Annotated in this window: 21 protein-coding genes and 1 pseudogene; 19 read left to right on the top strand and 3 right to left on the bottom strand. The window is 35.2% G+C overall.

Annotation, left to right across the window (positions count from 1 at the left end; genetic code table 11):
- Nucleotides 1–21 precede the first annotated feature (21 nt).
- Nucleotides 22–3555, top strand: coding sequence for a pyruvate:ferredoxin (flavodoxin) oxidoreductase (gene nifJ, locus G7082_RS01080; protein ID WP_166033332.1), 3534 nt, complete (start codon nucleotides 22–24; stop codon nucleotides 3553–3555).
- Nucleotides 3556–3965: 410 nt separating this feature from the next.
- Here nifJ and G7082_RS01075 read toward each other — a convergent pair whose 3' ends face one another.
- Both G7082_RS01075 and G7082_RS01070 read right to left on the bottom strand, forming a co-directional pair.
- Nucleotides 3966–4895, bottom strand: coding sequence for a TDT family transporter (locus G7082_RS01075; RefSeq protein WP_166033331.1), 930 nt, complete (start codon nucleotides 4893–4895; stop codon nucleotides 3966–3968).
- Between the two features lie 2 nt (nucleotides 4896–4897).
- Complete coding sequence (locus G7082_RS01070; RefSeq protein WP_166033330.1) at nucleotides 4898–5401, bottom strand: C-GCAxxG-C-C family protein; 504 nt, start codon at nucleotides 5399–5401, stop codon at nucleotides 4898–4900.
- A 183-nt stretch (nucleotides 5402–5584) separates the two neighbouring features.
- Between G7082_RS01070 and G7082_RS01065 the strand changes: the two genes are divergently transcribed.
- Nucleotides 5585–6781 carry a serine hydrolase gene (locus tag G7082_RS01065; protein ID WP_166033329.1) on the top strand — a complete coding sequence of 399 codons (1197 nt, stop codon included), beginning with the start codon at nucleotides 5585–5587 and terminating at the stop codon, nucleotides 6779–6781.
- Nucleotides 6782–6805: 24 nt separating this feature from the next.
- Here the strand turns inward: G7082_RS01065 and G7082_RS01060 are convergent, their stop codons facing one another.
- A complete protein-coding gene (locus G7082_RS01060) occupies nucleotides 6806–8140 on the bottom strand; it encodes an aminotransferase-like domain-containing protein (RefSeq protein ID WP_166033328.1) in 1335 nt (444 codons plus the stop codon).
- Nucleotides 8141–8234: 94 nt separating this feature from the next.
- Here G7082_RS01060 and G7082_RS01055 point away from each other — a divergent pair, with 94 nt between their 5' ends.
- The 17 genes and pseudogenes from G7082_RS01055 to G7082_RS00970 all read left to right on the top strand — a co-directional run bounded on the left by G7082_RS01055 (nucleotide 8235) and on the right by G7082_RS00970 (nucleotide 23425).
- Nucleotides 8235–9137 carry a DMT family transporter gene (locus G7082_RS01055; RefSeq protein ID WP_166033327.1) on the top strand — a complete coding sequence of 301 codons (903 nt, stop codon included), beginning with the start codon at nucleotides 8235–8237 and terminating at the stop codon, nucleotides 9135–9137.
- 247 nt (nucleotides 9138–9384) lie between these two features.
- On the top strand, nucleotides 9385–10617 hold the full coding sequence (locus G7082_RS01050) for an FAD-dependent oxidoreductase (protein WP_166033326.1): 1233 nt from the start codon (nucleotides 9385–9387) through the stop codon (nucleotides 10615–10617).
- Nucleotides 10614–11864, top strand: coding sequence for an NAD-dependent dihydropyrimidine dehydrogenase subunit PreA (gene preA / locus G7082_RS01045; protein ID WP_166033325.1), 1251 nt, complete (start codon nucleotides 10614–10616; stop codon nucleotides 11862–11864). Before G7082_RS01050 ends, preA begins: the two co-directional genes overlap by 4 nt.
- Nucleotides 11865–12062: 198 nt before the next feature.
- Complete coding sequence (locus G7082_RS01040) at nucleotides 12063–12242, top strand: 2-hydroxymuconate tautomerase (RefSeq protein WP_166033324.1); 180 nt, start codon at nucleotides 12063–12065, stop codon at nucleotides 12240–12242.
- 102 nt (nucleotides 12243–12344) lie between these two features.
- Nucleotides 12345–12581, top strand: coding sequence for a preprotein translocase subunit SecG (gene secG / locus G7082_RS01035; protein ID WP_166033323.1), 237 nt, complete (start codon nucleotides 12345–12347; stop codon nucleotides 12579–12581).
- Between the two features lie 227 nt (nucleotides 12582–12808).
- Nucleotides 12809–13558 carry an alpha/beta hydrolase gene (locus tag G7082_RS01030; RefSeq protein ID WP_166033322.1) on the top strand — a complete coding sequence of 250 codons (750 nt, stop codon included), beginning with the start codon at nucleotides 12809–12811 and terminating at the stop codon, nucleotides 13556–13558.
- A gap of 2 nt (nucleotides 13559–13560) precedes the next feature.
- Nucleotides 13561–15930, top strand: coding sequence for a ribonuclease R (gene rnr / locus G7082_RS01025; RefSeq protein WP_166033321.1), 2370 nt, complete (start codon nucleotides 13561–13563; stop codon nucleotides 15928–15930).
- Nucleotides 15931–15935: 5 nt separating this feature from the next.
- Nucleotides 15936–16400, top strand: a complete 465-nt coding sequence (gene smpB / locus G7082_RS01020; RefSeq protein ID WP_166033320.1) for an SsrA-binding protein SmpB — start codon at nucleotides 15936–15938, stop codon at nucleotides 16398–16400.
- A gap of 258 nt (nucleotides 16401–16658) precedes the next feature.
- Nucleotides 16659–17381 carry a F0F1 ATP synthase subunit A gene (gene atpB / locus G7082_RS01015; protein WP_166033319.1) on the top strand — a complete coding sequence of 241 codons (723 nt, stop codon included), beginning with the start codon at nucleotides 16659–16661 and terminating at the stop codon, nucleotides 17379–17381.
- Between the two features lie 31 nt (nucleotides 17382–17412).
- Entirely contained in the window at nucleotides 17413–17625 is a 213-nt protein-coding gene (gene atpE, locus G7082_RS01010) for an ATP synthase F0 subunit C (RefSeq protein WP_166033318.1), read from the top strand.
- A gap of 72 nt (nucleotides 17626–17697) precedes the next feature.
- Nucleotides 17698–18219 (top strand): F0F1 ATP synthase subunit B, encoded by a 522-nt coding sequence (gene atpF, locus G7082_RS01005; protein WP_166033317.1) that lies wholly within the window; start codon nucleotides 17698–17700, stop codon nucleotides 18217–18219.
- Nucleotides 18209–18750, top strand: a pseudogene (gene atpH, locus G7082_RS01000) (ATP synthase F1 subunit delta). Before atpF ends, atpH begins: the two are co-directional and overlap by 11 nt.
- 30 nt (nucleotides 18751–18780) lie before the next feature.
- Nucleotides 18781–20319: a F0F1 ATP synthase subunit alpha gene (gene atpA, locus G7082_RS00990; protein WP_166033315.1), complete on the top strand. Its 1539-nt coding sequence runs from the start codon at nucleotides 18781–18783 to the stop codon at nucleotides 20317–20319.
- 17 nt (nucleotides 20320–20336) lie between these two features.
- Nucleotides 20337–21254 carry a F0F1 ATP synthase subunit gamma gene (locus G7082_RS00985; protein ID WP_166033314.1) on the top strand — a complete coding sequence of 306 codons (918 nt, stop codon included), beginning with the start codon at nucleotides 20337–20339 and terminating at the stop codon, nucleotides 21252–21254.
- An 18-nt stretch (nucleotides 21255–21272) separates the two neighbouring features.
- Nucleotides 21273–22676 (top strand): F0F1 ATP synthase subunit beta, encoded by a 1404-nt coding sequence (gene atpD, locus G7082_RS00980; protein ID WP_166033313.1) that lies wholly within the window; start codon nucleotides 21273–21275, stop codon nucleotides 22674–22676.
- Between the two features lie 17 nt (nucleotides 22677–22693).
- Nucleotides 22694–23122, top strand: a complete 429-nt coding sequence (locus tag G7082_RS00975; RefSeq protein ID WP_166033312.1) for a F0F1 ATP synthase subunit epsilon — start codon at nucleotides 22694–22696, stop codon at nucleotides 23120–23122.
- A gap of 63 nt (nucleotides 23123–23185) precedes the next feature.
- Nucleotides 23186–23425: a DUF1146 family protein gene (locus G7082_RS00970; protein WP_166033311.1), complete on the top strand. Its 240-nt coding sequence runs from the start codon at nucleotides 23186–23188 to the stop codon at nucleotides 23423–23425.
- Nucleotides 23426–23470: the final 45 nt, after the last annotated feature.

Below are 23470 nucleotides of genomic sequence, written 5' to 3'. Positions count from 1 at the left end.
CGAAAGAAAAGGGAGAGAAGAATGAAGAAAACAAAAACAATGGATGGGAATACAGCGGCAGCGTATATCTCTTATGCTTTCACTGATGTGGCCGCGATTTATCCGATTACACCCAGTTCAACGATGGCTGAGTTGGTGGATGATTGGGCATCTAAGGGAAAGAAAAATTTATTCAATCAACCTGTGCGAGTGGTTGAGATGCAGTCAGAAGCAGGGGCAGCTGGAACGGTTCACGGTTCCCTTAAAACTGGGGCATTAACGTCAACTTATACAGCGTCACAAGGTCTACTTTTAATGATTCCTAATATGTATAAAATTGCAGGGGAATTATTACCGACTGTTTTTCACGTAACAGCTCGAGCAATCGCAACGAACGCTTTAAGTATTTTTGGAGATCATAGCGACGTTATGGCAACTAGACAAACTGGTTTTGCAATGCTCGCTGAAGGTAGCGTTCAAGAAGTCATGGATTTAGCAGGTGTGGCTCATTTAGCGAGTATCGAAGGCAGTCTACCTTTTGTTAATTTCTTTGATGGTTTTAGAACAAGTCATGAACTTCAAAAAATCGAAGTGATTGACTATGAAGATTTACGTCCTTTAGTCGATCAAAAAGGGTTAGAAAATTTTAGAAAAAGAGGACTTAATCCTAATACACCAACCGTTTCAGGAACAGCGCAAAATCCAGATATTTACTTCCAATCAAGAGAAACAGTCAATCAATACTATGATCGTCTGCCTAGTATTGTTCAAAAATACATGGGAGAAATTAATAAAATTCGTGGTACTGAATACGATTTAACGACTTATTATGGTGACCCAGAAGCCACAGAAGTGATTATTTCAATGGGATCTGCCACACCAACGATTAGACAAACCGTTGATTATTTAAATCAACAAGGTCGAAAAGTGGGGAATATTGCGATTCATTTGTATCGTCCATTCCCAGCAGATAATTTGCTTGAAAAATTACCAAGTACGGTTGAAAAAATTGCTGTGTTAGATCGGACTAAAGAACCTGGCTCAGATGGAGAACCTTTATTATTAGATGTTCAAAGTGCTCTTTATCGTCATATGAATCGTCCTGTCGTAATTGGTGGACGTTACGGAATTGGTTCAAAAGACGTGACACCTGATCAAATTGTGAGTGTTTTTGATCATTTATTATTAGATGAAAAGAACATGAAAATGCGCTTCACTTTAGGAATTAAGGATGACGTGACTCATTTATCCTTACCAATGACGGATGTTCTTGATTTGACACCTAAATCAACGTTCCAAGCAAAATTCTGGGGCTTTGGTTCTGATGGTACTGTAGGAGCAAACAAACAAGCGATTAAAATTATTGGGGATAATACTGACCGTTACGCACAAGCATACTTTTCTTATGATTCTAAAAAATCAGGTGGCTTAACAGTCTCACATTTACGTTTTGGCAAAGAAGAGATTAATTCCATTTATTTAGTAGAAAATCCTGATTTTGTGGGCTGTCATAATGCGGCGTATATTCATAAGTATGATTTAATTAAGGGCTTGAAAGATGGAGGAACGTTCCTTCTCAATACGGTTTGGACAGAAGAAAAAGTCTTGAAATTATTACCTAAACACTTGAAGAAATATATCGCAGAACATAACATTAATTTCTATATTATTAATGCCATGGATATTGCTAAAAGTGAAGGGCTAGGACGCCGTATCAATACGGTGATGTCGACTGCCTTCTTTGAATTAACAGACTTAATGACAAGAAATGAATATTTCCCATTACTAAAAGAGGAAATTAAAAATACTTACGGCAAAAAATCCTCAGTGATTGTGGATAAAAACTGGGCTGTGATTGATAAAACTTTTGATGCGTTGATTAAAATAGATGTGCCTAAAGAATGGGCAGACCTTGAAGTTATGGAACGCGTTGAAGATGAGAACTTACCAACATTCGTGAAAAATATTGTTAAACCCATTGAGCGTCAAGAAGGGAATCAATTATCAGTCAATGATTTAATTGAAAATGGGATGTCTGGTGGTGTGATTCCACTGGGAACTGCTGCCTATGAAAAACGCGGGATTGCTCTTGAAGTGCCAGAGTGGCAAGCAGATGCGTGTACCATGTGTAACGAATGTGCCTTTGTGTGTCCTCACGCAGCCATTCGGCCATTCCTTTTAGATGATAAAGAAATGGCAGAAGTACCAGAAGGCTACATTACCCGCGACTTTAAAGGTAAAGACGGCTTGAATTACCGAATCCAAGTATCCGTTGAAGATTGTACAGGTTGTGGGTTATGTGTGGATGCGTGTCCTGCCAAAGACAAAGCATTGATTATGAAACCATACGAAGAACAACGAGAAGAAGCAGTGAATTGGGCTTTCTCTATGACTTTAAAACAAAAAGAAACTAAATTCAAAAAAGAATCAGTCAAAGGCTCTCAATTTGAACAGCCATTATTAGAATTTTCAGGGGCTTGTTCAGGATGTGGGGAAACACCTTACATTAAATTGTTAACGCAATTATTTGGGGATCGTATGATGATTGCGAATACAACAGGGTGTTCATCGATTTGGGGCGCTTCAGCACCAACCACACCTTATACAACGAACCAATTTGGTCAAGGTCCTGCTTGGAGTAATTCATTGTTTGAGGATAATGCCGAGTTTGGTTTTGGTATGTATGTCGCCAATCAAGTTAAACGCCAAGTAGTGGTAGATCAAGTAACAGCTATTTTAGAAAGTAATCAAGGCAGTACAGAAACAAGAGAAGTCTTAACTGATTGGTTAGATAATTATGAAGAAGGAAATGGCACAAGACAACGGGCAACACGCTTAACTGAAGTCTTAGAGTCAGAAACAGAATCAGTCTTTAAAGAATTGCTAGAGCAAGAAAATATGTTTGTTAAACCAAGTCAGTGGTTAATTGGTGGTGACGGTTGGGCTTATGATATTGGTTTTGGTGGGATTGACCATGTGTTAGCTTCTGGAGAAGATATTAATATCTTTGTTATGGACAATGAGCTCTATGCCAATACAGGTGGTCAAACATCAAAAGCAACCCAAAAATCAGCCATTGCAAAATTCTCAGCATCAGGGAAGAAAACAACTAAAAAAGATTTGGGTATGATGGCAACAACTTACGGCAACGTGTATGTGGCACAAATATCGATTAACGCCCATCCAAATCAAGCCATTAAGGCGATTGCTGAGGCAGAAAGTTATCCTGGACCATCACTTATTATTGGTTATACGCCATGTATTAACCACGGTATTAAAGGTGGTATGGGCAATGCTTTAACGAATGCTAAAGAAGCTGTCGAGTCTGGTTACTGGCAACTGTATCGCTACGATCCAAGATTAAAAGATAAAGGTAAAGATCCGATGAAAGTCGATTTTAAAAAGGCTGATTTAGATAAGATACCAGAATTTTTAGAAACACAAACACGTTTTTCTTCATTGATTAATGTGACTCATGATGAAGAAGAAGTAGCAGAAATGTATGACGAAACAAAACATGATGTGGAAGCAAGAAACGAAAATTATGAACGATTAGCGACGATAAAAAAAGAGTAGTAATTTAAAGTAAAGAAATTTTCTTTGTGATTAAGAAAATTTCTTTATTTTTTAATAAAAAAAGCAATTATATTGCCGACTTAGTGAAAAGAAGGTATATTTGAAAAAGGAGTTGTAAGGAATTAAAGGGGGAATTTGATGCTTTTTTTTCAAAGCCAATTTTTATTATGTTTATTTTTTATTGCTATTATTATAGTTGGTTTTACAATTGTTGTAACGAGTTTAAATTTAAACATTCATTTAAAAGGACCAAAATTAAGTTCTAATGAATTATTAAAAATTGTTTTAGGGATACTATTGGTCATTATCGGCTCAATATCTTTATGTTTTACTCTGTTATTTGGCTACAACATATAAAAAGGGAATGTGGATTAAGATTGCCACATTCCCTTTTTTTAATGACTTAATTTTTATTCTTTCATCATAGAAGTCATAAATGTAAGATACTTAAGTAAGACTGAAAATACAATCAAAACGGCTATGATAAGAGAAGCATAACTAATAAATACGCCAATATTTTTTACAGCAGGATACAGAGGAGTGAAGTAGGCGCTACTCAATTTTATACTTGTCGCACTAATCACCATAGGAAATGTTAGGGCTGCTTGAGCTGGTGAAAAGCTTGTATTTAATAAAGTAAACAATTGCCTAATAACCCATAGGTATAACCCTAACATGAGAGTAAATTGAACTAAAATGAGAGGCGCATTTTTAGTTGTTATAACTGAAAAATACCCAACTAAGTTTAAGGCAACAGGAGCTGAAAAGATGGCAACTGTTGCTTGAAGTGGTTTTGGTAGTGGGTATTTTTTCATTCTTTTTATAATAACTGGAAATAAGATAAGAAAAGCAAGCATTCCAAAGATTAAAAAAATCTTACCAAAACTCATTAAAAGGGTTGAATCAAACAATGGTGCAGTCACAGAAGAAGCAACAATTCCAACGTAGACCACAAACCATGAAGGAAGAATTAAGGTCAGATCTTTCTTCATAACAAATTCACGAGTGAAATAAACAATAAAACTGACATGCCCAAGTGTTGCAATAATCCATAAAATAAGAGCGATTGTCAGATTCCACTGGGCAATTTGTTTTGTTAAAAGTGCGATTCCCATGAAAAAAGTTGGGAATGTTGCGGCAATCGGAACTTGTTTTAGTTGGTCCAAAACATTTTTTGAATCAATTAAAACTTTAAGTAGCACACTAAGTAGAATAAGTATGCTTAGAGTAATAAATAAATATTTAAAAATAAGTTGCTCATTAAAAAGATTTGCTAAACCAGCAAAACTTAAACCTAAAGCTGAAATAGGTAAGGGAAGTTTAACTAAAAATTGTTTCATTTTTACGACTCCACTTCGATTCTAGGTTCAATCTTTGGTGCTGTTTTTGGATCAATTTTACCGCGTTCGATTAATTCATTAACTACCCAAACCGCAACGTTACCAGTAATGGCAATACAATGTTGTCTACGCCCCTCTGATTTAAAGTCGTCTCCTTGCCATTTTCTAGTAATCACACGGCAGCAACATGAACGATATTCTTCTTTAATATAATCATGAAGTCCTTTTGAAATCTCAAACATCTCAGGGTCCATAGGTTCCCCCCGCTTACGACCATAAACCATCCCTAAACCAATTTGTCCACCAGAAACGGCACCACATAAACATTGAGCTTTTCCCATACCAATTGGAAAACCAGATGCTAAGCGTACCACATCATCATCATAGGGCTTACCTAAACAATCGTTAATTGTTTCAACCACTGCTTCAGAACAGTAGTAAGTACCTGATCTAAAATATTCTTCTGCGACTTCCCTCACCATTTCAAGATATGCTTCTTTTTCCATAAAAATAGCCTCCTTTTGTCTTTATGCTCATAATATCACAAAAAGAAATAACAACAATAGAAGTTTACTGATTTCTAAGAAAATAAGTAGAACTATCATTGTTATTTTGATTGTTTAAAAGGCAATATACCTATGTTATACTGAAAAAAGAGTTAAATAGAAAGAGTAGAAAGTTGGGAGTTAGTGAAGAAAAAAGTTTTTGTATTAATAGTGTTGGTAATCGCGTTAGTTATTGTATCAGGTATGTCAATTAAGAAGATTAAAGCAGCTAATGAAATAAAAGCTGCAAACCCAGTTGCAAAGACGGAAACAAAAAAAGTAGCTGGAAAAAAACAAGAAACAAAAGAATCACAAAAGAAAATTTCTAAAGAAAAATCAATCTTTGAAGAGGAAATGGTCACAACAAAAGAGATGTACCCTCGAAAAAAAATAGATGGTTCTGAAATGAGTGAAGACGTGATGCCTGTTGGTACAGTCGTTTCTGTCAAAGCTGTGGAGGGCGATGACAAATGGGTGGAAGTTATTAGTGATCCTAAAAAAGGTTACATTGAAAAAGATATTCTAGATTTTAGAGAAGATTATATAAAAGAGCGTGAAGCTTCACGTAAAAAAGAATTATCAGAAACACAGTTTAAAGAATCGTTAGACAAAGACTTAGAAGAATTTAAAAAAGTTCATGGTGGAGACATTAGTATTTATTTAGAAACCGTAGACCATAAATTTACTTATAGTTCATACGGAGACGAAGTCAAGCGAACAGCTAGTAGTATTAAATTAGCTTTTATTTCATATGTTTTAACTTTAGTAGATGAAGGAAAAGTAAATCTAGATACTAAATTAACTTATACTGAGAATGTGAAAATGGGTGGGACAGGAATTATTCAATTTGCCCCTGTTGGAACAGAGTATTCGGTTAAAGAATTAGCAGAATTAACGATTAGACATAGTGATAATGTTGCTTATACAATGTTAGTTAACTATATCGGTGAACCTAATTTTATTCAATTTTTATCTGAACTGGATTCAAATTCACCAAGTAATCGTTACTTTTCAACAGCACATATCTTATCAAAATCAATGATGTACGTTTATGAGCGCCAAGAGAAAAGTGAAAACATTAAACTACTTTACGATTGGATGCAGAACAGTACCTTTGATGATGGGGTTGCTGTTGGTTTACCTGGCGTAGATGTGGTTCATAAAACAGGTTGGATGCCAATGTATACAGTAAGTAACGATATTTCTTTAGTGAAAGATAAAGAAAATCCGTATTATCTAACGATTATGACCGTTGGATATGGAGAAGATTACAGTGAAAAATCAATTGGTGATTTAGCAAAAATTGTCGACAAACATATGATGAAATTAGATAGTAAGTAAAAGAAAGCAATCAAAATCTAAACTTTAGATTTTGATTGCTTTTTCGTATGCGGTGATAATTTTTTTTACGCCATCTTTGATAGTTTCAGGAGATGAATGAAAGAGTTCTATTCCATAAAGTTGAGTTTCGCAACTGGAAGGTGATAAGAAATGCCTAGATAAGTCTTCTAAAATAACCTGTTCGTGGTTAATATTTAGTTCAAATTGAGTCTTTGAAACAGAATTAGGAAGAGTAATAAAGGATTTACTAGATAAAAATAAATCTGGGCGAAAAAGGTCGTTATTTTGAATAGCTTCCTTAAAAGTAAGATCTCTTTCTTTTTGAATTTTCTTAGTGGTACTGACATGATGATTGAATAAATCGGACTTAATATAAAGATTTAACGCCGCTTGAGAAAACATGCCACTATCCACTTCTAAAATTTTACGATATTGCTTAAATTTTTCGACTAAAAGTTTAGGTAAAACACAAGCACCTAATCGTAATCCAGGAAACATGATTTTAGAAAAACTCTTTAAGTAAATCACATGATCGGAGATGTCATAATAATGAATTGGCAATTCAGTTGGGTTAGAAATAAAATCAGCAAGGTAATCGTCTTCTATGATATAAACATCATATTTTTTCGCTAAACGAACCAGCTGCTTTTTTTCCGATTCTGTAAAGGATAAACCTAAAGGACTAGAAATTCGAGGTGTCGTGTAGAAAAATTTAATATCTTTTTCTCTAAAATAATACTCTAAAAGAGTCCAATCAATCCCATCTATGTTTCGCTCAATCGTTAAATAAGGAATCTTCTCAACATTAAGAAGTTCAATCATTAAGTGGTAGGAAGGATTTTCCAGTAAGATACATTCTTTTTTATTGAGAAAAGCTAAGCGGCTTAAAATGAACAGAGCTTGTTGAACGCCAGTTGTGATAAAAAGATTTTCTTTTTGTGTGTAAATTTGTTGAGACTCAAACCAAGTGTGAAGTGTTTCAATTAATTCAGGTAACCCTTGAGAGCGACCATAAGTAAAAAATTCTTGCTTATAATTTTCAGTGGCTTTTTTTAAACACCGTTGAAATTCTTCATAAGGAAAAGTGGCTGAACTTCCCCGAGATGAGCCAAAATCAATGATATCCTTGTTTACGTCAGAACTTGAAGGAAAGTTTTTTTGAATGACATACAGTCCACTACGATTTTTTGTGTAGATAAGTTGATCTTCCTTTAAAAGTGAAACCGCATGTTTGATGGTTTCAAGACTGCAGTTATATGTTTGCGCTAAGTTTCTAAGAGAAGGGATTTTTTGTCCTTCTTGATAAGTTTCATCTTGAATTTGTTGTTTAATTTGTTGGTAAACTTCAATGTATTTCATATAATCTCCTTTTGTACCGGTACAGTTAAGCTATGAACTGATTGTAACGAAAACTCTTCCGAAATACAATGAAAGTGAAAGGGAGGTATTCATTATGAATCAACAAATAAAAGCGCAAGTCGCTATTTTATTACAAATTTGTATTATTGGTTTTTCATTTCTATTTGTTAAACAAGGTCTGGGGTATACGGATACATTTACTCAGTTATCTCATCGTTTTATTATAGGCACACTAGGTATTTGGATTATTCGAGACATTGTTCCGCATAAAAAGGTATTTACGAAAGCAGCGATCAAAGATTTATTGCCATTGGGACTATTTTATCCAGTCTTATTTTTTTCATTTCAAACATTATCGTTAACCTATATTTCAACATTAGAAGCAGGGATTATTACGTCAATTATTCCTCTATTAATTGTTGTATTTGCTTATTTTTTACTTAAAGAACGTCCTAGTAAGGCGCAAAAAAAAGCGCTTGTTATGGCTTTTGTAGGGATCACTTATATCAATCTAAAAAGCCAATCGCAATCTGCGTCATTTAGTGGTTGGGGAACTTTTTTAATGTTTTTATCAGCTTTATCTTCGGCCTTTTATACGATAACAGCTAAAAAAGTATCTCAAAAATATCAAACGATTGATATGACAACCTTTATGTTGACCTTTGGGATGCTGATATTTACTGTGATTTCAATACTTCAACATGTGTCAGGTACAGTGACCAATAATTATTTTGAAGCCTTACTGCAACCAAATTATTTAGTGGCAATTCTTTATTTAGGGCTGCTATCATCTCTAGGTAGTTCTTTTTTATCTAATTATGCTATTCATCATTTGGAAGCTTCAACAGTTGGAATTTTTTCAAATTTATCGCCTGTTATCACAATTCTAGCAGGAGTTATGATTTTAGGAGAGTCTGTGGAGAGTTATCAGTTAGTGGGAATTACTATGATTCTTATCCCGATTATTGGGATGAATCTAATAAAATTAAATAAGTAAGGAGCTGTGACTGAAATGTTACAGTCCTTTTTTTATTACAGATAATAATTAATATAAATAAAACGAACAAAGTAAATGTTTACTGACTTTGAAAAGGTAAATATATGTATCTATTTATAATTAGTATTGAAAAGAGCAATATAAGAGAGTAAGATGTAATTGTAAACGCCACTATTAGGAGTGGTTTTAATTTTAACTACAATTGTGATTTCTATCACATGTAAATAAAAAAGTGAGGATGCTGACTATGAGTAATAAATATTTGGAAGAAATGGAATCATCTTATTCAATGTTAACCATTATGGAAGAAGCAGAAAGATGTTTGCTTTGTTTGGATGCACCATGCTCAAAGAGTTGTCCAGCTGGCACAGACCCAGCGACATTTATCAGAAGTGTTAGATTTAGAAATTTTAAAGGAGCAGCTGAAACGATTCGAGAAAACAATGCTTTAGGCGCTGTTTGTGCTTTAGTTTGTCCAACGGAAAAATATTGTGAGATGGGTTGTTCTAGATCAGAAATTGACCGCCCTATTAATATCGGTGGCATTCAAAAATTTGTCACAGATTTTGAGCAACAAACGGAAATGGAGATTTTAACAAAAGGCGAGCCTAATGGAAAGCATATCGCTATCGTTGGAAGTGGTCCTTCTGGATTACAAACAGCAGCTTCGTTATTACAATTAGGCTATGAAGTAACTATCTTTGAAAAAAGTCAAAAAGCAGGTGGTTATCTACGATATGGTATCCCTGAGTATCGTTTGCCTGATGCGATTGTCAATTATGAAATATTAAGAATTGTTAACTTAGGTGCTAATATTGAGTATGAAACAACGATTGGAAAGGATATCACTTTAGACGAATTGAAAAATAAATATGATAGTGTGGTACTTGCGATTGGATTAAGCCAAGGAAAAACTTTAGAGATGTTTGCTAAAAATCCGGCTGTAGAAACAGCAGTATCATTTTTAGCTCGAGCACGAGACAATAAAGGCGACATTGAATTACCAAAAAATGCACTTGTTATTGGTGGGGGAGATGTGGCGATGGATGTCATCACATCTTTAAAATTACTAGGAGTGCCTCATGTGACAGATGTGGTATATGAAGAATTTTGTGAATTTAAAGCATCTAAAAAAGAGCTTGAAGGGGCTCAAAATAGAGGTGTAACAATTATTGATGGCTACTATCCTGTTTCTGTTGATGAAAATCAAGTTACTTTCAAACATCGTCACTTAAACAATGAATTAACCATCGAAGCAGAAAAAATTATTTTAGCAGTGGGACAAGAAGTCGGTTCTGAAAAACTAGAGTTAGAACTAGAAAACAACCAAATGCGTGATTCTGGTTACCAAACAAAAGATAAAAAAATATTTGTTACAGGGGACATTGTTCACGGTGACATGACCGTTGTTTGGGCAGTTAAAAAAGGGAAAGAAGTCGCTGCTGAAATACATGAATTTTTAGGAGGTAGTCACAAATGATTAACAAAGACTTATCGATTGATTTTTTAGGAGTAAGGTTTGAGAATCCATTTTGTTTATCATCTTCACCAGTAGGTAATTGCTATGATATGTGTAAAAAGGCTTATGAAGTAGGTTGGGGTGGGGTTGTTTTTAAAACAATTGGACCTGAACATTTCGTAGTCGATGAAGTATCTCCAAGATTTGATATCTTAACTAAAGAAAGCACTCCTTTTGTAGGATTTAAAAATATGGAACAAATTGCTGAGCATTCACTTGAAGAGAACTTAGCTGATTTAAGAAAATTAAAAGAAGAATTTCCTGAAAAAGTGTTGATTGCTTCGATTATGGGAACTAATGAAGAAGACTGGGAAGAATTAGCACGTTTAGTTGAAGAAGCTGGTGCTGATATGATTGAGATGAATCTATCTTGTCCACAAATGACTTCTCATGCTATGGGTTCAGATGTGGGAACTAGTCCTGAGTTATGTCGTACCTATTGTGCTGCAGTAAAAAGAGGTTCTAAATTACCAATGATGGCAAAAATGACACCAAACGTGACAGATATGGTACCTGTTGCTAAAGCTTCACTTGAAGGCGGAGCAGACGGCATTGCAACAATTAATACCATTAAATCAATTGCTAATGTGGATTTACAACATAAAATAGGATTACCAGCTGTTAATGGAAAATCTTCTATTTCAGGCTATTCTGGTAAGGCAGTTAAACCTATTGCCTTAAGATTTATGCAGCAACTTAGAACAGCAGACGGATTGGAACAACTACCTATTTCTGGTATTGGTGGGATTGAAACCTGGGAAGATGCTGCTGAGTTTATCTTACTAGGCGCATCAACTTTACAAGTAACAACAGGCATTATGCAGTATGGTTACCGAATTGTAGAAGACATGAAAAATGGTTTGATGCATTACATGGATGAACAAGGTGTTGAAAAATTGGAAGAGTTAGTTGGTTTAGCAACTAAAAACATTATTCCAGCAGAAGACTTAGACCGTGATTATAAAGTCTATCCAGTGATTGATCTGGATAAATGTATTGCGTGTGGTCGTTGCTATATTTCTTGTTATGACGGCGCCCATCAAGCAATTATTTGGGACGATGAGAACCGTGTCCCTCACTGTAATACAGAAAAATGTGTGGGTTGTCACTTGTGTACGTTAGTTTGTCCAGTGGGAGCTATTAGTAAAGGTCGTGTTGAGATGAAGCCGGGACGTGTTGGGAAAGCTTCAGATAAGGTTATTATTTAAAAGTATCATTTATTTATGAATAAGCGAAGTGAGGTAAAGTTGTTTAACTCCAAGCAACTGGAGAAAATGAAGAAAGAGGCTGACATTCTTGTTAGCCTTTTTATATACTATAGAAGGAAGTTGTAAAAACACTAATTGACATGATAGATACATAAGATGTAGACTTTAATTAAGTAAAAATTTTAAAGGAGGCACATCATGCCAATCGTTCATATTGAATTATTAGAGGGTCGCACCCAAGAACAAAAAAACGCTATGGTTAAAGAAGTCACTGAAGCTATTGTTAAAACAACAGGAGCCAAAGAAGAAGCCGTTCATATTGTGATTACAGATATGGAAAAAGGAAATTATGCAGTTGGTGGAAAAACAAAAGCTTAAGAAAAGAAAACGAATTTACAAATAATGAGTAGAATTATTAAAAAAGTTGTGCTAAAATTATTAAGATGTCAATTAGTTTAGTAGAGACGAGGAGGATATAATATGTATCAACTCTTATTAACCATTATGCTTATTTTATCAGTATTAATTATTATTGCTGTTATGATGCAACCAAGTAAACAAAATAGTGCAGCAAGCGCCTTTTCAGGTGGAGCTAGCGAATTGTTTGGGAAAACAAAAGCAAGAGGCTTTGAAGCCTTCATGCAAAAAGCAACGGCTGTTTTAGGTGTTGCTTGGGTAGCTATTGCAATTGCATTAGCGTTTTTATCATCAAAATAAGTAAATCAAATGGGACTGTGGCATAAGTAATAGAACTTATGTCACAGTCCTTTGTTTACGGACTTTCAGTATCAAAAAAGTAGCTTCTTGAGATATAAAATAAACCTCATAAAAATTTGAAAAGTAATTTTCCTGAGAGTCATTTTATATCTTTGAAGCTGAACACTTTTTTCATAACCTAATTATTGGTACAATGTAGTAAATATTGAGAGTAAGGGACGATGCGAATGTTACCGACGGAATTGTATTTTAAAAATGGGGAAAAAGCGATTCTGCTATTACATGCTTATACAGGTAGCCCAAATGATGTAAGAATGTTGGCTAGAAAATTGGAAAGAGCGGGCTATACGGTGTTAGCACCCATGTTTTCTGGGCACGGAACAATTGATCCAATGAACATCTTGAACATGACACCACAAGTTTGGTATGAAGATGCAAAAAAAGCACTACAACAATTAAAAAATGATGGTTACGAGGAAATTGCGGTCTTTGGTTTATCAATGGGAGGATTATTCGCCATGAAATTAATCGAAGAATTTCCTAATGAGTTTGTTGCAGGAGGCGCATTTTGCTCTCCACTTAGTCCAGGAAGCGACCAACAAATTTATCCAAACTTTTTAAAGTACTGTGAATTTATGTATAAAAAAACAAGCAATTCACCAAACGAATTACAACAAAAATTAGATATGATAAAAGAACCTTTAAAAAATCAACTTCAAGCTATTTTAGAAGTGACAGATAAAACGTCAGAAAACTTAACAACAATTAAAATTCCGATATTTCTAGCACAATCAGCGCTAGATGAAATGATTGATAGTCAGGGTGTTTACGATGTAGCTAAACGCCTAGGACAAACATCTCATGAAATCCACTGGTATCCAAACAGTACTCATGTTATTACAGTTAGTAAGGAACGCCAGTTGTTTGAAGAAGATGTGCAGAGTTTCTTAAGTCATATCCCATGGAAGAAGGAATGAAAATGACAAATAGTATTAAAGAAACCATCCTTCGTTATTTATCAGAAAGTAAGAAACAAACATTTTCTTTAGAACAAATAGCGGAAGGATTGAAATTACAAAAGAGCAATGATTTTAAACTACTAGTTCAAACAGTAGCTCAAATGGAGAGAGAAGAAACCATTATTTTCAATCAAAAAGGCAAGATTAAATTAAATAAACAAGAAAAATATCTTGAAGGAATCTTCCGTTCAAATGAACGAGGATTTGGCTTTGTCACGATTGAAGGCGAAGACGATGATGCCTTTGTGTCCAAAGATTTTACTAATTTTGCCCTAGAAGGTGATACAGTAAAAATCGAAATTTTAAAACAAGGTAGTCCAATGGAAGGTCAAGCAGCAGAAGCAAAAGTGGTTGAAGTATTAACACGTGCGTCTTCACAAGTTGTGGGGATATTCACTCTTTATTCAGAAGAAGACATTAAAAAGAGTGGCTTATATGGCGTAGTGATTCCAAAAGATAAAAAATTAAGTCGCTACCGTGTCTTTATTGCGGACGAAGGAATTAAGCCAGAAGATGGTAGTGTGGTTTCTGTTGAGATTACCTATTATCCAGACAGTGAACACACAAATAGTTTTGAAGGTTTAGTTAAACAAGTGGTGGGACATAAAAACGATCCAGGGATGGATATTCTATCCATTGTCTTACAACACGGTATTCCAGTTGAATTTGATGAAAGTACCATAAAGGAATCTGAAAAAATTTCCGATGTGGTTCTTGAAGAAGAGCTAGAAGGACGTGTTGATTTAAGAAACGAAACGATTGTGACCATTGACGGGGAAGAAGCTAAAGACTTAGATGATGCGGTTCGCGTCAAACGTCTTGATAATGGCAATTATTTTTTAGGTGTCTATATAGCCGATGTTTCTCATTATGTGACTGAAAATAGCCCACTAGATATGGAAGCAAGTGATCGCGCCACAAGTGTGTACTTAACAGACCGAGTGATTCCGATGTTACCAAGAAAATTATCTAATGGCATTTGTTCTCTGAATCCTCACGTAGACCGTTTAGTTATGGCTTGTGAGATGGAGATTAATGAAGAGGGACAAGTTGTTAGTCATGATATTTTTGAAGCGGTCATCCACTCAACGGCAAGAATGACCTATACAGCAGTTAATGAGATTTTAGAAAAATCAAATGCTGAGACATTAGAAAAATATGAAAGTTTGATTCCTTTCTTTGAAGATATGGCGTCACTTCATACTATCTTAGAAAATATGCGTTCTAATCGTGGAGCGATTTCATTTGAAAGTCGTGAAGCAAAAATTATCGTTGACTCAGAAGGTCATCCAATTGACATTGAGTTAAGAGATCGTAAAGAAGCTGAACGCTTGATTGAATCCTTCATGTTAGCAGCGAATGAAACCATTGCAGCTCATTATACAAAGATGAAGTTACCATTTATCTACCGAATTCATGAGCATCCAAAAGAAGAAAAAGTTCAACGATTCTTTGAGTTCATTACGAACTTCGGTATCTTAGTTAAAGGTAAAAAAGATGATGTGAGTCCAAAAGAGCTACAAAAAGTCTTAGACCAAATTTCAGGAAAACCAGAAGAGCCAGTTGTGAGTATGATGCTTTTAAGAAGTATGCAACAAGCCAGATATTCAGAAGATCCAGTGGGACATTACGGATTAGCCGCAGAAGATTATACGCATTTCACCTCACCAATTAGACGTTACCCAGATTTAATTGTTCATCGATTAATTAAATCTTATGTGACGCGACCAATTGCAGATGAAGTGAAAGAAAAGTGGAATGAAGCTCTTCCAGAGATTGCAGCGCATAGTTCTAAAATGGAGCGTCGTGCTGTTGAAGCCGAACGTGACACAGACAATATGAAGAAAGCTGAGTTCATGCAAGATAAAGTTGATCAAGAATTTGATGGAATTATTACATCAATTACGAAGTTTGGAATGTTCGTCGAATTGTCTAATACAATAGAAGGATTAATTCATGTGTCAAAATTAAAAGGGGATTATTTCCATTTTGTGGAAAATCATTTAGCGCTTGTTGGAGAGCGAACAGGGGTTGTTTATAAAATAGGACAGCCTGTTAAAATTAAGGTAACCAAAGCAGATGTTGATACAAGAGAAATTGATTTTGAATTATTATCAGCCGAACCTGTTAGCGTGTCAGCAGATCTACTGAGAGATTCGAAAAAAAGCAAAGGCCCTCGCCGTGAGCAACCAAAATCAAAACAAAAAGGGGATAAGCCTTCTTTCCGAAAAGATAAAAAAATACCTGGTAAGAAAAAAAGCAATCAACCTTTTTATAAAAAAGTAGCGAAAAACAAAAAAACAAAAAATAATCGTAAGAAAAAGGGGTGACCATTTTGCCTAAAGGTGATGGTAGTTTAATTGCTCAAAATCGAAAAGCCAGACATGATTATGCGGTCATGGAAACCATTGAAGCAGGGATGGTTTTAAAAGGAACTGAAATAAAAGCGATTAGAAGTCGACGTGTCAATTTAAAAGATGGTTATGTCAGAGTTAGGGATGGTGAAGCTTTTCTGGTTAATGTTCATATCAGCCCTTATGAACAAGGAAATTTGTTTAATCATGACCCGCTTAGAACTAGAAAACTTCTGATGCATAAGAAACAGATAGCACATTTAGGACAAGAAGCTAAGAATACAGGGATTGCTTTAATTCCATTAAAGATTTATATCAAGGATGGCTTTGCTAAAGTTTTAATTGGTGTTGCGAAGGGTAAAAAGCAATATGATAAGCGTCAAGATTTGAAACAAAAAGATATGAATCGGGAGATTAACCGTTCATTAAGAGACAGGCAGAAATAGATTAGAATTGGGAGTGCTTTCATGAGGAAGTGCTCCTTTTTTTTTTAGGAATAAATAACGAAAATGATATTAAAAAAAACTAAGATTTGCTTTGTGTTATTTATCATTTGGTGTTATCATAGTCCTAGTTGAGTTCTTTTTTTGAGCGCTCAATCGGTGATACGAATGGACTTCTCTAAGTCTTTTCATCATAAGATACCTAAGAATTTAATAATTCTTATGGAAAGTATTTTCTAAAAAGAAAAGGGGTGAATTGAGGTGGAAGAAAAGTCCTGGATAATTGAGATTGCGGGAATCCCGTTCGATGCGACGGTTTGCTTAATGACAATTTTAACGTGCGTTATTGTTTTTAGCATTGTGTATTTTTGCAGTCGAAATTTACAGATGAAGCCAAAAGGAAAGCAAAATGTTCTTGAATTTATAGTGGACTTTGTCAAAGGTATTGTATCAGACAACATTGCTAAGAAAGATGTTAACGATTACCATTTACTTGGGTTTACATTTTTCATGTTTGTTTTGGTATCCAACCTATTAGGTTTAGTCACTAAGGTCGTTGTTTTTCCAAGTGAAACATCATATTGGAAGAGTCCAACAGCTGACCCACTAGTTACATTAACACTAGCTTTAATAGCAATTATTTTAACCCATTATTATGGATTGAAGAAGCAAGGTCCTAAAAACTATTTTGTTAATAGTTTTATGAAACCAACGGCAATTTTATTACCAATTAAAATTATCGAAGAATTTACAAACGTTTTAACGTTAGGTCTTCGTTTATATGGAAATATCTTTGCTGGGGAAATATTGCTGACGTTAATTGCAAACTTAGGTGCCAGTAGCCCAGTTAAATTTATTTTAGCTGTACCACTTGAGGTGATTTGGCAAACATTCTCATTATTCATTGGAGCAGTACAAGCCTTTATATTTGTTACTTTAATGATGGTTTATCTATCACATAAAGTAGAAGCACACGAAGAATAAAAAAAGAACATACTATTAGGAGGAATTTTTAATGCAATATCTTGCAGCAGCAATCGCAGTTTTTGGCGCTTCAATCGGAGCAGCTTATGGTAATGGTAAAGTAATTTCTAAAACACTTGAGTCAATGACTCGTCAACCTGAAATGTCAGGTCAATTAAGAGGAACAATGTTTATCGGGGTAGCCTTAATCGAGGCCGTGCCAATTTTAGGTGTGGTTATTGCCTTAATATTGGTTTTCAAATAGTAATATATATCTTGAAGAGAGTAGAATCATTTTCAACTATAAAATGATTCAGGAAGGAAGTGTAGTAAACTTATGATCAACCAATTAGTAGTGGCTAATACAGGTCAAAGTATGCTAAGTACAATTCTTTTCGTTTCTGTTTCATTTCTGGTATTGTTACTAGCTTTGAAAAAGTTTGCATGGGGACCTGTAGTTAATATGATGCAAGATCGTGAAAATAAAATTGCATCAGACATCGATAATGCAGAAAAGTCTAAAATTGAAGCTGATAAGTTAGAGAAACAAAGACTAATGGAACTTAAACAGTCACGTACTGAAGCACAAAATATTATTGCTCAAGCAAAAGATACAGCGGAGAACAATGCTCATGGTATTTTACTTGAAGCACAAGAGCACGCGACAAGAATCAAAAAACAAGCACAAGAAGATTTACGTATTGAACGTGAACGAATGATTGATGAAGCGAAAAAAGAAGTTGCAGACTTATCTATTGAAATTGCTTCCAAAATTCTTAAGAAGGAATTGTCGGCGAACACTCATCAAGAGTTGATTCAAACTAGTATTGAAAAGCTAGGAGTCGAAGATGATGAATAGAAAATATGTAGTCGCAAGAACTTACGGAAAAGCTTTATTTGAAGAAGCTATCCAATTAAAATCTGTTTCAGAAATCTATCAAGAAATGATTCAATTAAGAGAAGTTTATCGTCAAGTTCCAGATCTTGGCGATATCTTAAGTGATGATCGTTTAACCGTTTTTGAAAAAGTTAACATTGTTAAAGACTTGGAAAATAGCTTTAGTGATGTTGTTGGTAAATTCATTCATACAGTCTATGATTATGGTCGTATGAATGAAATGCCTGCAATTATTGACGAATTTGAGCATTTATACTATGAGCAATTTGGAATAGTTGTTGTAGATGTAACAACGGCAGTAGCGCTTAATATGGATCAAAGACATGATTTAGAAGATAAATTAGCGTCTCAATTCCATGCAAATAAAGTTGTTATTCGACCAAAAATCGACCCAGCTATTATGGGGGCATGATTGTTGAATCTGAACATCGTGTTATCGATCAAAGTGTAAGAAATGAATTATCAGAAATTCATGCTGCATTATTAAAATAATGCTTAGTGACAAGGTGAGAGGTGAAGTACATGAGTATTAAAGCGGAAGAAATAAGTTCGCATATAAAACAACAACTTGCTAAATACGAAGAATCTTTAACAGTAGACGAAGTAGGAACTGTCTCGTATGTAGGGGATGGTATTGCACGTGCTTACGGTTTAGAGAATGCCATGTCAGGAGAATTATTAGAGTTTGATAATGGTGTATTTGGTATGGCTCAGAACTTAGAAACTGAGAGTGTTGGTATTATCATTTTAGGTAAATATCAAGAAATCCGTGAAGGCGATAAAGTGAAACGTACTGGACGTATTATGGAAGTTCCAGTTGGAGAAGCTTTAATCGGACGCGTTGTAAATCCTTTAGGTCAGCCAATTGATGGTCTTGGTGAAATTAAAACACGCAAAACAAGACCAATTGAAGCGCAAGCACCAGGAGTTATGGCTCGTAAATCAGTTGATGAGCCTTTACAAACAGGGATCAAAGCGATTGATGCTTTAGTTCCTGTTGGACGTGGTCAACGTGAGTTAATCATTGGAGACCGTAAAACAGGTAAAACATCTGTTGCCATTGACGCAATCATTAATCAAAAAGATGAAGACATGATTTGTATTTATGTAGCAATTGGACAAAAAGAATCAACTGTAAGAAATCAAGTTGAGACACTTAAGAAATATGGTGCAATGGATTATACCATTGTTATTTCAGCCAGCGCATCTCAACCATCTCCACTGCTTTATTTAGCCCCTTATACAGGTGCAGCAATGGGAGAGGAATTTATGTATAACGGAAAACACGTATTAGTTGTTTATGATGATTTATCAAAACAAGCAGCTGCTTACCGTGAAATTTCATTACTACTTAGAAGACCTCCAGGCCGTGAAGCCTTCCCAGGGGATGTTTTCTACTTGCATTCACGTTTATTAGAAAGAGCTGCTAAGTTGAACGATTCATTAGGTGGCGGTTCTATGACTGCTTTACCATTTGTTGAAACACAAGCTGGAGATATTTCAGCCTACATTCCAACAAACGTGATTTCGATTACGGATGGTCAAATCTTCTTAGAGAGTGATTTATTCTATTCAGGTGTTCGTCCAGCGATTAACCCTGGTTTGTCTGTATCCCGTGTAGGTGGTTCAGCACAAATTAAAGCGATGAAGAGCGTTGCTGGTACATTACGTACTGACTTAGCAAGTTTCCGTGAATTAGAAGCCTTTACACAATTTGGTTCTGATTTAGATGCGGCAACACAAGCTAAATTAAACCGTGGTAAACGTACAGTAGAAGTTTTAAAACAAAATGTTCATGAACCAATCGGTGTTGAAAAACAAGTGTTGATTCTTTATGCATTAACACATGGTTTCTTAGATACTGTGCCAGTAGATGATATTTTACGTTTTGAAAAAGAATTGTTTGAATATGTTGGAAACAACTATCCAGCAATCTTTGATACAATTAAAACAACTAAAAACTTACCGAATGAAGAAGATATTAAAAAAGCGATTGATGAGTTTAAAGACATGTTTAGTTCAACTCAATTTTCAGTTGCTGATGAGTTAACACAATCCTAAGAAAGTGGTGATTGAGCATGGGCGGTTCCCTTATAGATATTAAAAAGAGAATAGCTTCAACAAAAAAGACGAGTCAAATTACGAGTGCTATGCAAATGGTAGCAGCTTCAAAATTGACAAAATCTGAACAATCATCAAGACGTTTTCAAGAGTATGCGCATAAAGTGAGAACCATTACGACTCACTTAGCATCATCGCAACTACAAGCAATTGAAAATGCCGATTTTTCTAGTTTTGAAGATAACATGGAGATGTACCATAAACTTTTAATTGCTCGTCCAGTAAAGAAAACAGGCTATATTATTATCACTTCTGATAAAGGTTTAGCAGGTGGTTACAACAGTTCAGTTATCAAAAATACGATTGAAGTCCTTCAAAAAGATCATGAAGATCAAAATGAAGTGGTTATTATGTCGATTGGTGGAACTGGGGCTGATTTCTTTAAACATAGAAACATACCGGTTTCATATGAATTAAGAGGTCTTAGTGATCATCCAAGTTATAATGAAGTTCGTAAGATTGTTAATTCTGCTATTCAAATGTATAACAATGAAGTCTTTGATGAATTGTACGTTTGTTACAACCATCATGTGAACACTTTATCATCTGCTTTTCGTGCAGAAAAAATGTTACCAATTGAAGATTTAGATTCAAAAGAAGCAACATCGTATGAACAAGATTATATTCTTGAACCTTCTGAAGATGCAATTTTGAATACATTACTGCCCCTCTACGCTGAGAGTTTAATCTACGGAGCAGTGTTAGATTCTAAAACTGCTGAGCATGCTGCGCGTATGACAGCAATGAAGAGTGCGACAGAAAATGCAAGCAACATAATCGACGATTTAACAATCACATTTAATAGAGCCAGACAAGCAGCCATTACAAATGAGATTACAGAAATTGTCGGCGGAGCTGCAGCTTTAGAAGATTAACGGGGAGGAATTTGTGAAATGAAAATCGGAAAAATAGTCCAAGTAATAGGTCCCGTTGTAGATGTGGCTTTTCCGTTAGATCAATCATTGCCAGATATCAATGATGCATTAGTAGTCTACAAATCGGAAAGCAAACAAAAAGTTGTTCTAGAAGTTACGATTGAAATGGGAGATGGTGTTGTCAGAACCATCGCCATGGAATCAACAGACGGCTTACAACGTGGAATGGAAGTTCTACATGAAGGTGGACCAATTAGTGTCCCTGTAGGTAGAGAAACATTAGGGCGTGTCTTTAATGTTTTAGGTGAAACCATCGACTTAGATGAGCCACTTCCAGAAAACATGGATAGAAGTAGTATCCATACAGAAGCACCAACTTATGAAAATTTAAGTACAGATTCAGAAGTTTTACAAACAGGTATCAAAGTAATTGACCTTCTAGCGCCTTATTTAAAAGGTGGTAAAGTTGGACTTTTCGGTGGTGCCGGAGTTGGTAAAACCGTATTAATTCAAGAGTTAATTAATAATATTGCTCAAGAATTAGGCGGGATTTCTGTATTCGCTGGTGTTGGAGAAAGAACACGTGAAGGAAATGACCTTTATTTTGAAATGAAAGAATCTGGCGTAATTAAAAAAACTGCCATGGTTTTTGGTCAAATGAATGAGCCACCTGGTGCCAGAATGCGTGTAGCCTTAACTGGTTTAACTATGGCTGAGTACTTCCGTGACGAAGAAAAACAAGATGTGTTACTATTTATTGATAATATCTTCCGTTTCACTCAAGCAGGATCTGAAGTATCTGCCCTTTTAGGTCGTATGCCTTCAGCCGTTGGTTACCAACCAACCCTTGCTACAGAAATGGGACAATTACAAGAACGTATCACGTCAACAAGAGACGGTTCAATTACATCTATTCAAGCAATCTATGTACCAGCCGATGACTATACGGATCCGGCTCCTGCAACAGCATTCGCTCATTTAGATGCAACAACCAACCTTGAAAGACGTTTAACTGAACAAGGTATTTACCCTGCGGTAGATCCACTTGCTTCATCTTCTAGTGCCTTAGAACCAGGAATTGTTGGGGAAGAGCATTATAAAGTAGCAACTGAAGTTCAACGTCTATTACAACGTTATAAAGAATTACAAGATATTATTGCTATCTTAGGTATGGACGAATTATCTGATGACGAAAAAGTTGTCGTGGGACGTGCCAGAAGAGTTCAATTCTTCTTATCACAAAACTTCCACGTGGCTGAACAGTTTACTGGTCAAAAAGGTAGTTATGTTCCATTACACGAAACAATCAAAGGCTTTAGAGAAATCTTAGATGGTAAACATGATAACTTACCAGAAGAAGCTTTCCGTAGCGTTGGTCGTATCGAAGAAGCAATTGAAAAAGCTGAGAAATTAAGCTATTAAGAAGGAGGAAATAAAATATGAGTTCCTTCATAGTTAATATCGTTACCCCAGATGGTACGATTTATGACCGCCAAGCTAAATTTTTAGTGGCTAAAACACAAGCTGGCTCTCTCGGCGTTCTACCTAACCATGCCCCACTTATTTCACCACTAAGCATCGACGCTGTTAGAATTGATCTAACAGACGAAGATGGTGGTCAATCTGACTGGGTTGCAGTTAACGCTGGAATTATTGAGATTAGAGATAATGTTGTTTCTATCATCGCTAATAGTGCTGAAACAGAAAAAAATATCGATATCTCTCGTGCTGAAGAAGCCAAAAAACGTGCTGAAGCTAAAATTCAAAAAGCCAAGTCTCAGGACGACAAAGAAATCGATTTAGCTCGAGCTGAAATTGCTTTAATTCGTGCGATTAATCGTTTGAATGTGGCGAATAAAAGAAGGTAAGGGATAATCTCCTTTACCTTTTTCTTTTTGAATTAATTTTGTGAAAGAAAGGTAGGTTTTTTGATGTTTGGGATTGACGCTATCGTTAGGATTTTCAGTCATTTTATATTTATTTACTTGGCATTTTGGGCACTACAATCATTAAGAATGGATACTATTTTCAAAAAAGGGCAACAATTTGAGAAGCAAATCAAGGTTTTTTACTTAATAGTTGCGATTTTTATAGGGTATACAGTCAGTAATTTCTTTATGGAAGTTATGTTCTTATCCCGTGACTTAATTCAAGGCGTTTTCTCTTCTTAAGCTTGTTTTAAAAATAGAAGTAAAAAATACCATTTTGTATAATCT

Source organism: Vagococcus hydrophili (assembly GCF_011304195.1).
Taxonomy (GTDB): domain Bacteria; phylum Bacillota; class Bacilli; order Lactobacillales; family Vagococcaceae; genus Vagococcus; species Vagococcus hydrophili.
Note: the sequence above shows the minus strand (reverse complement) of the source record. Positions and strands in the feature narration are given on the sequence as shown.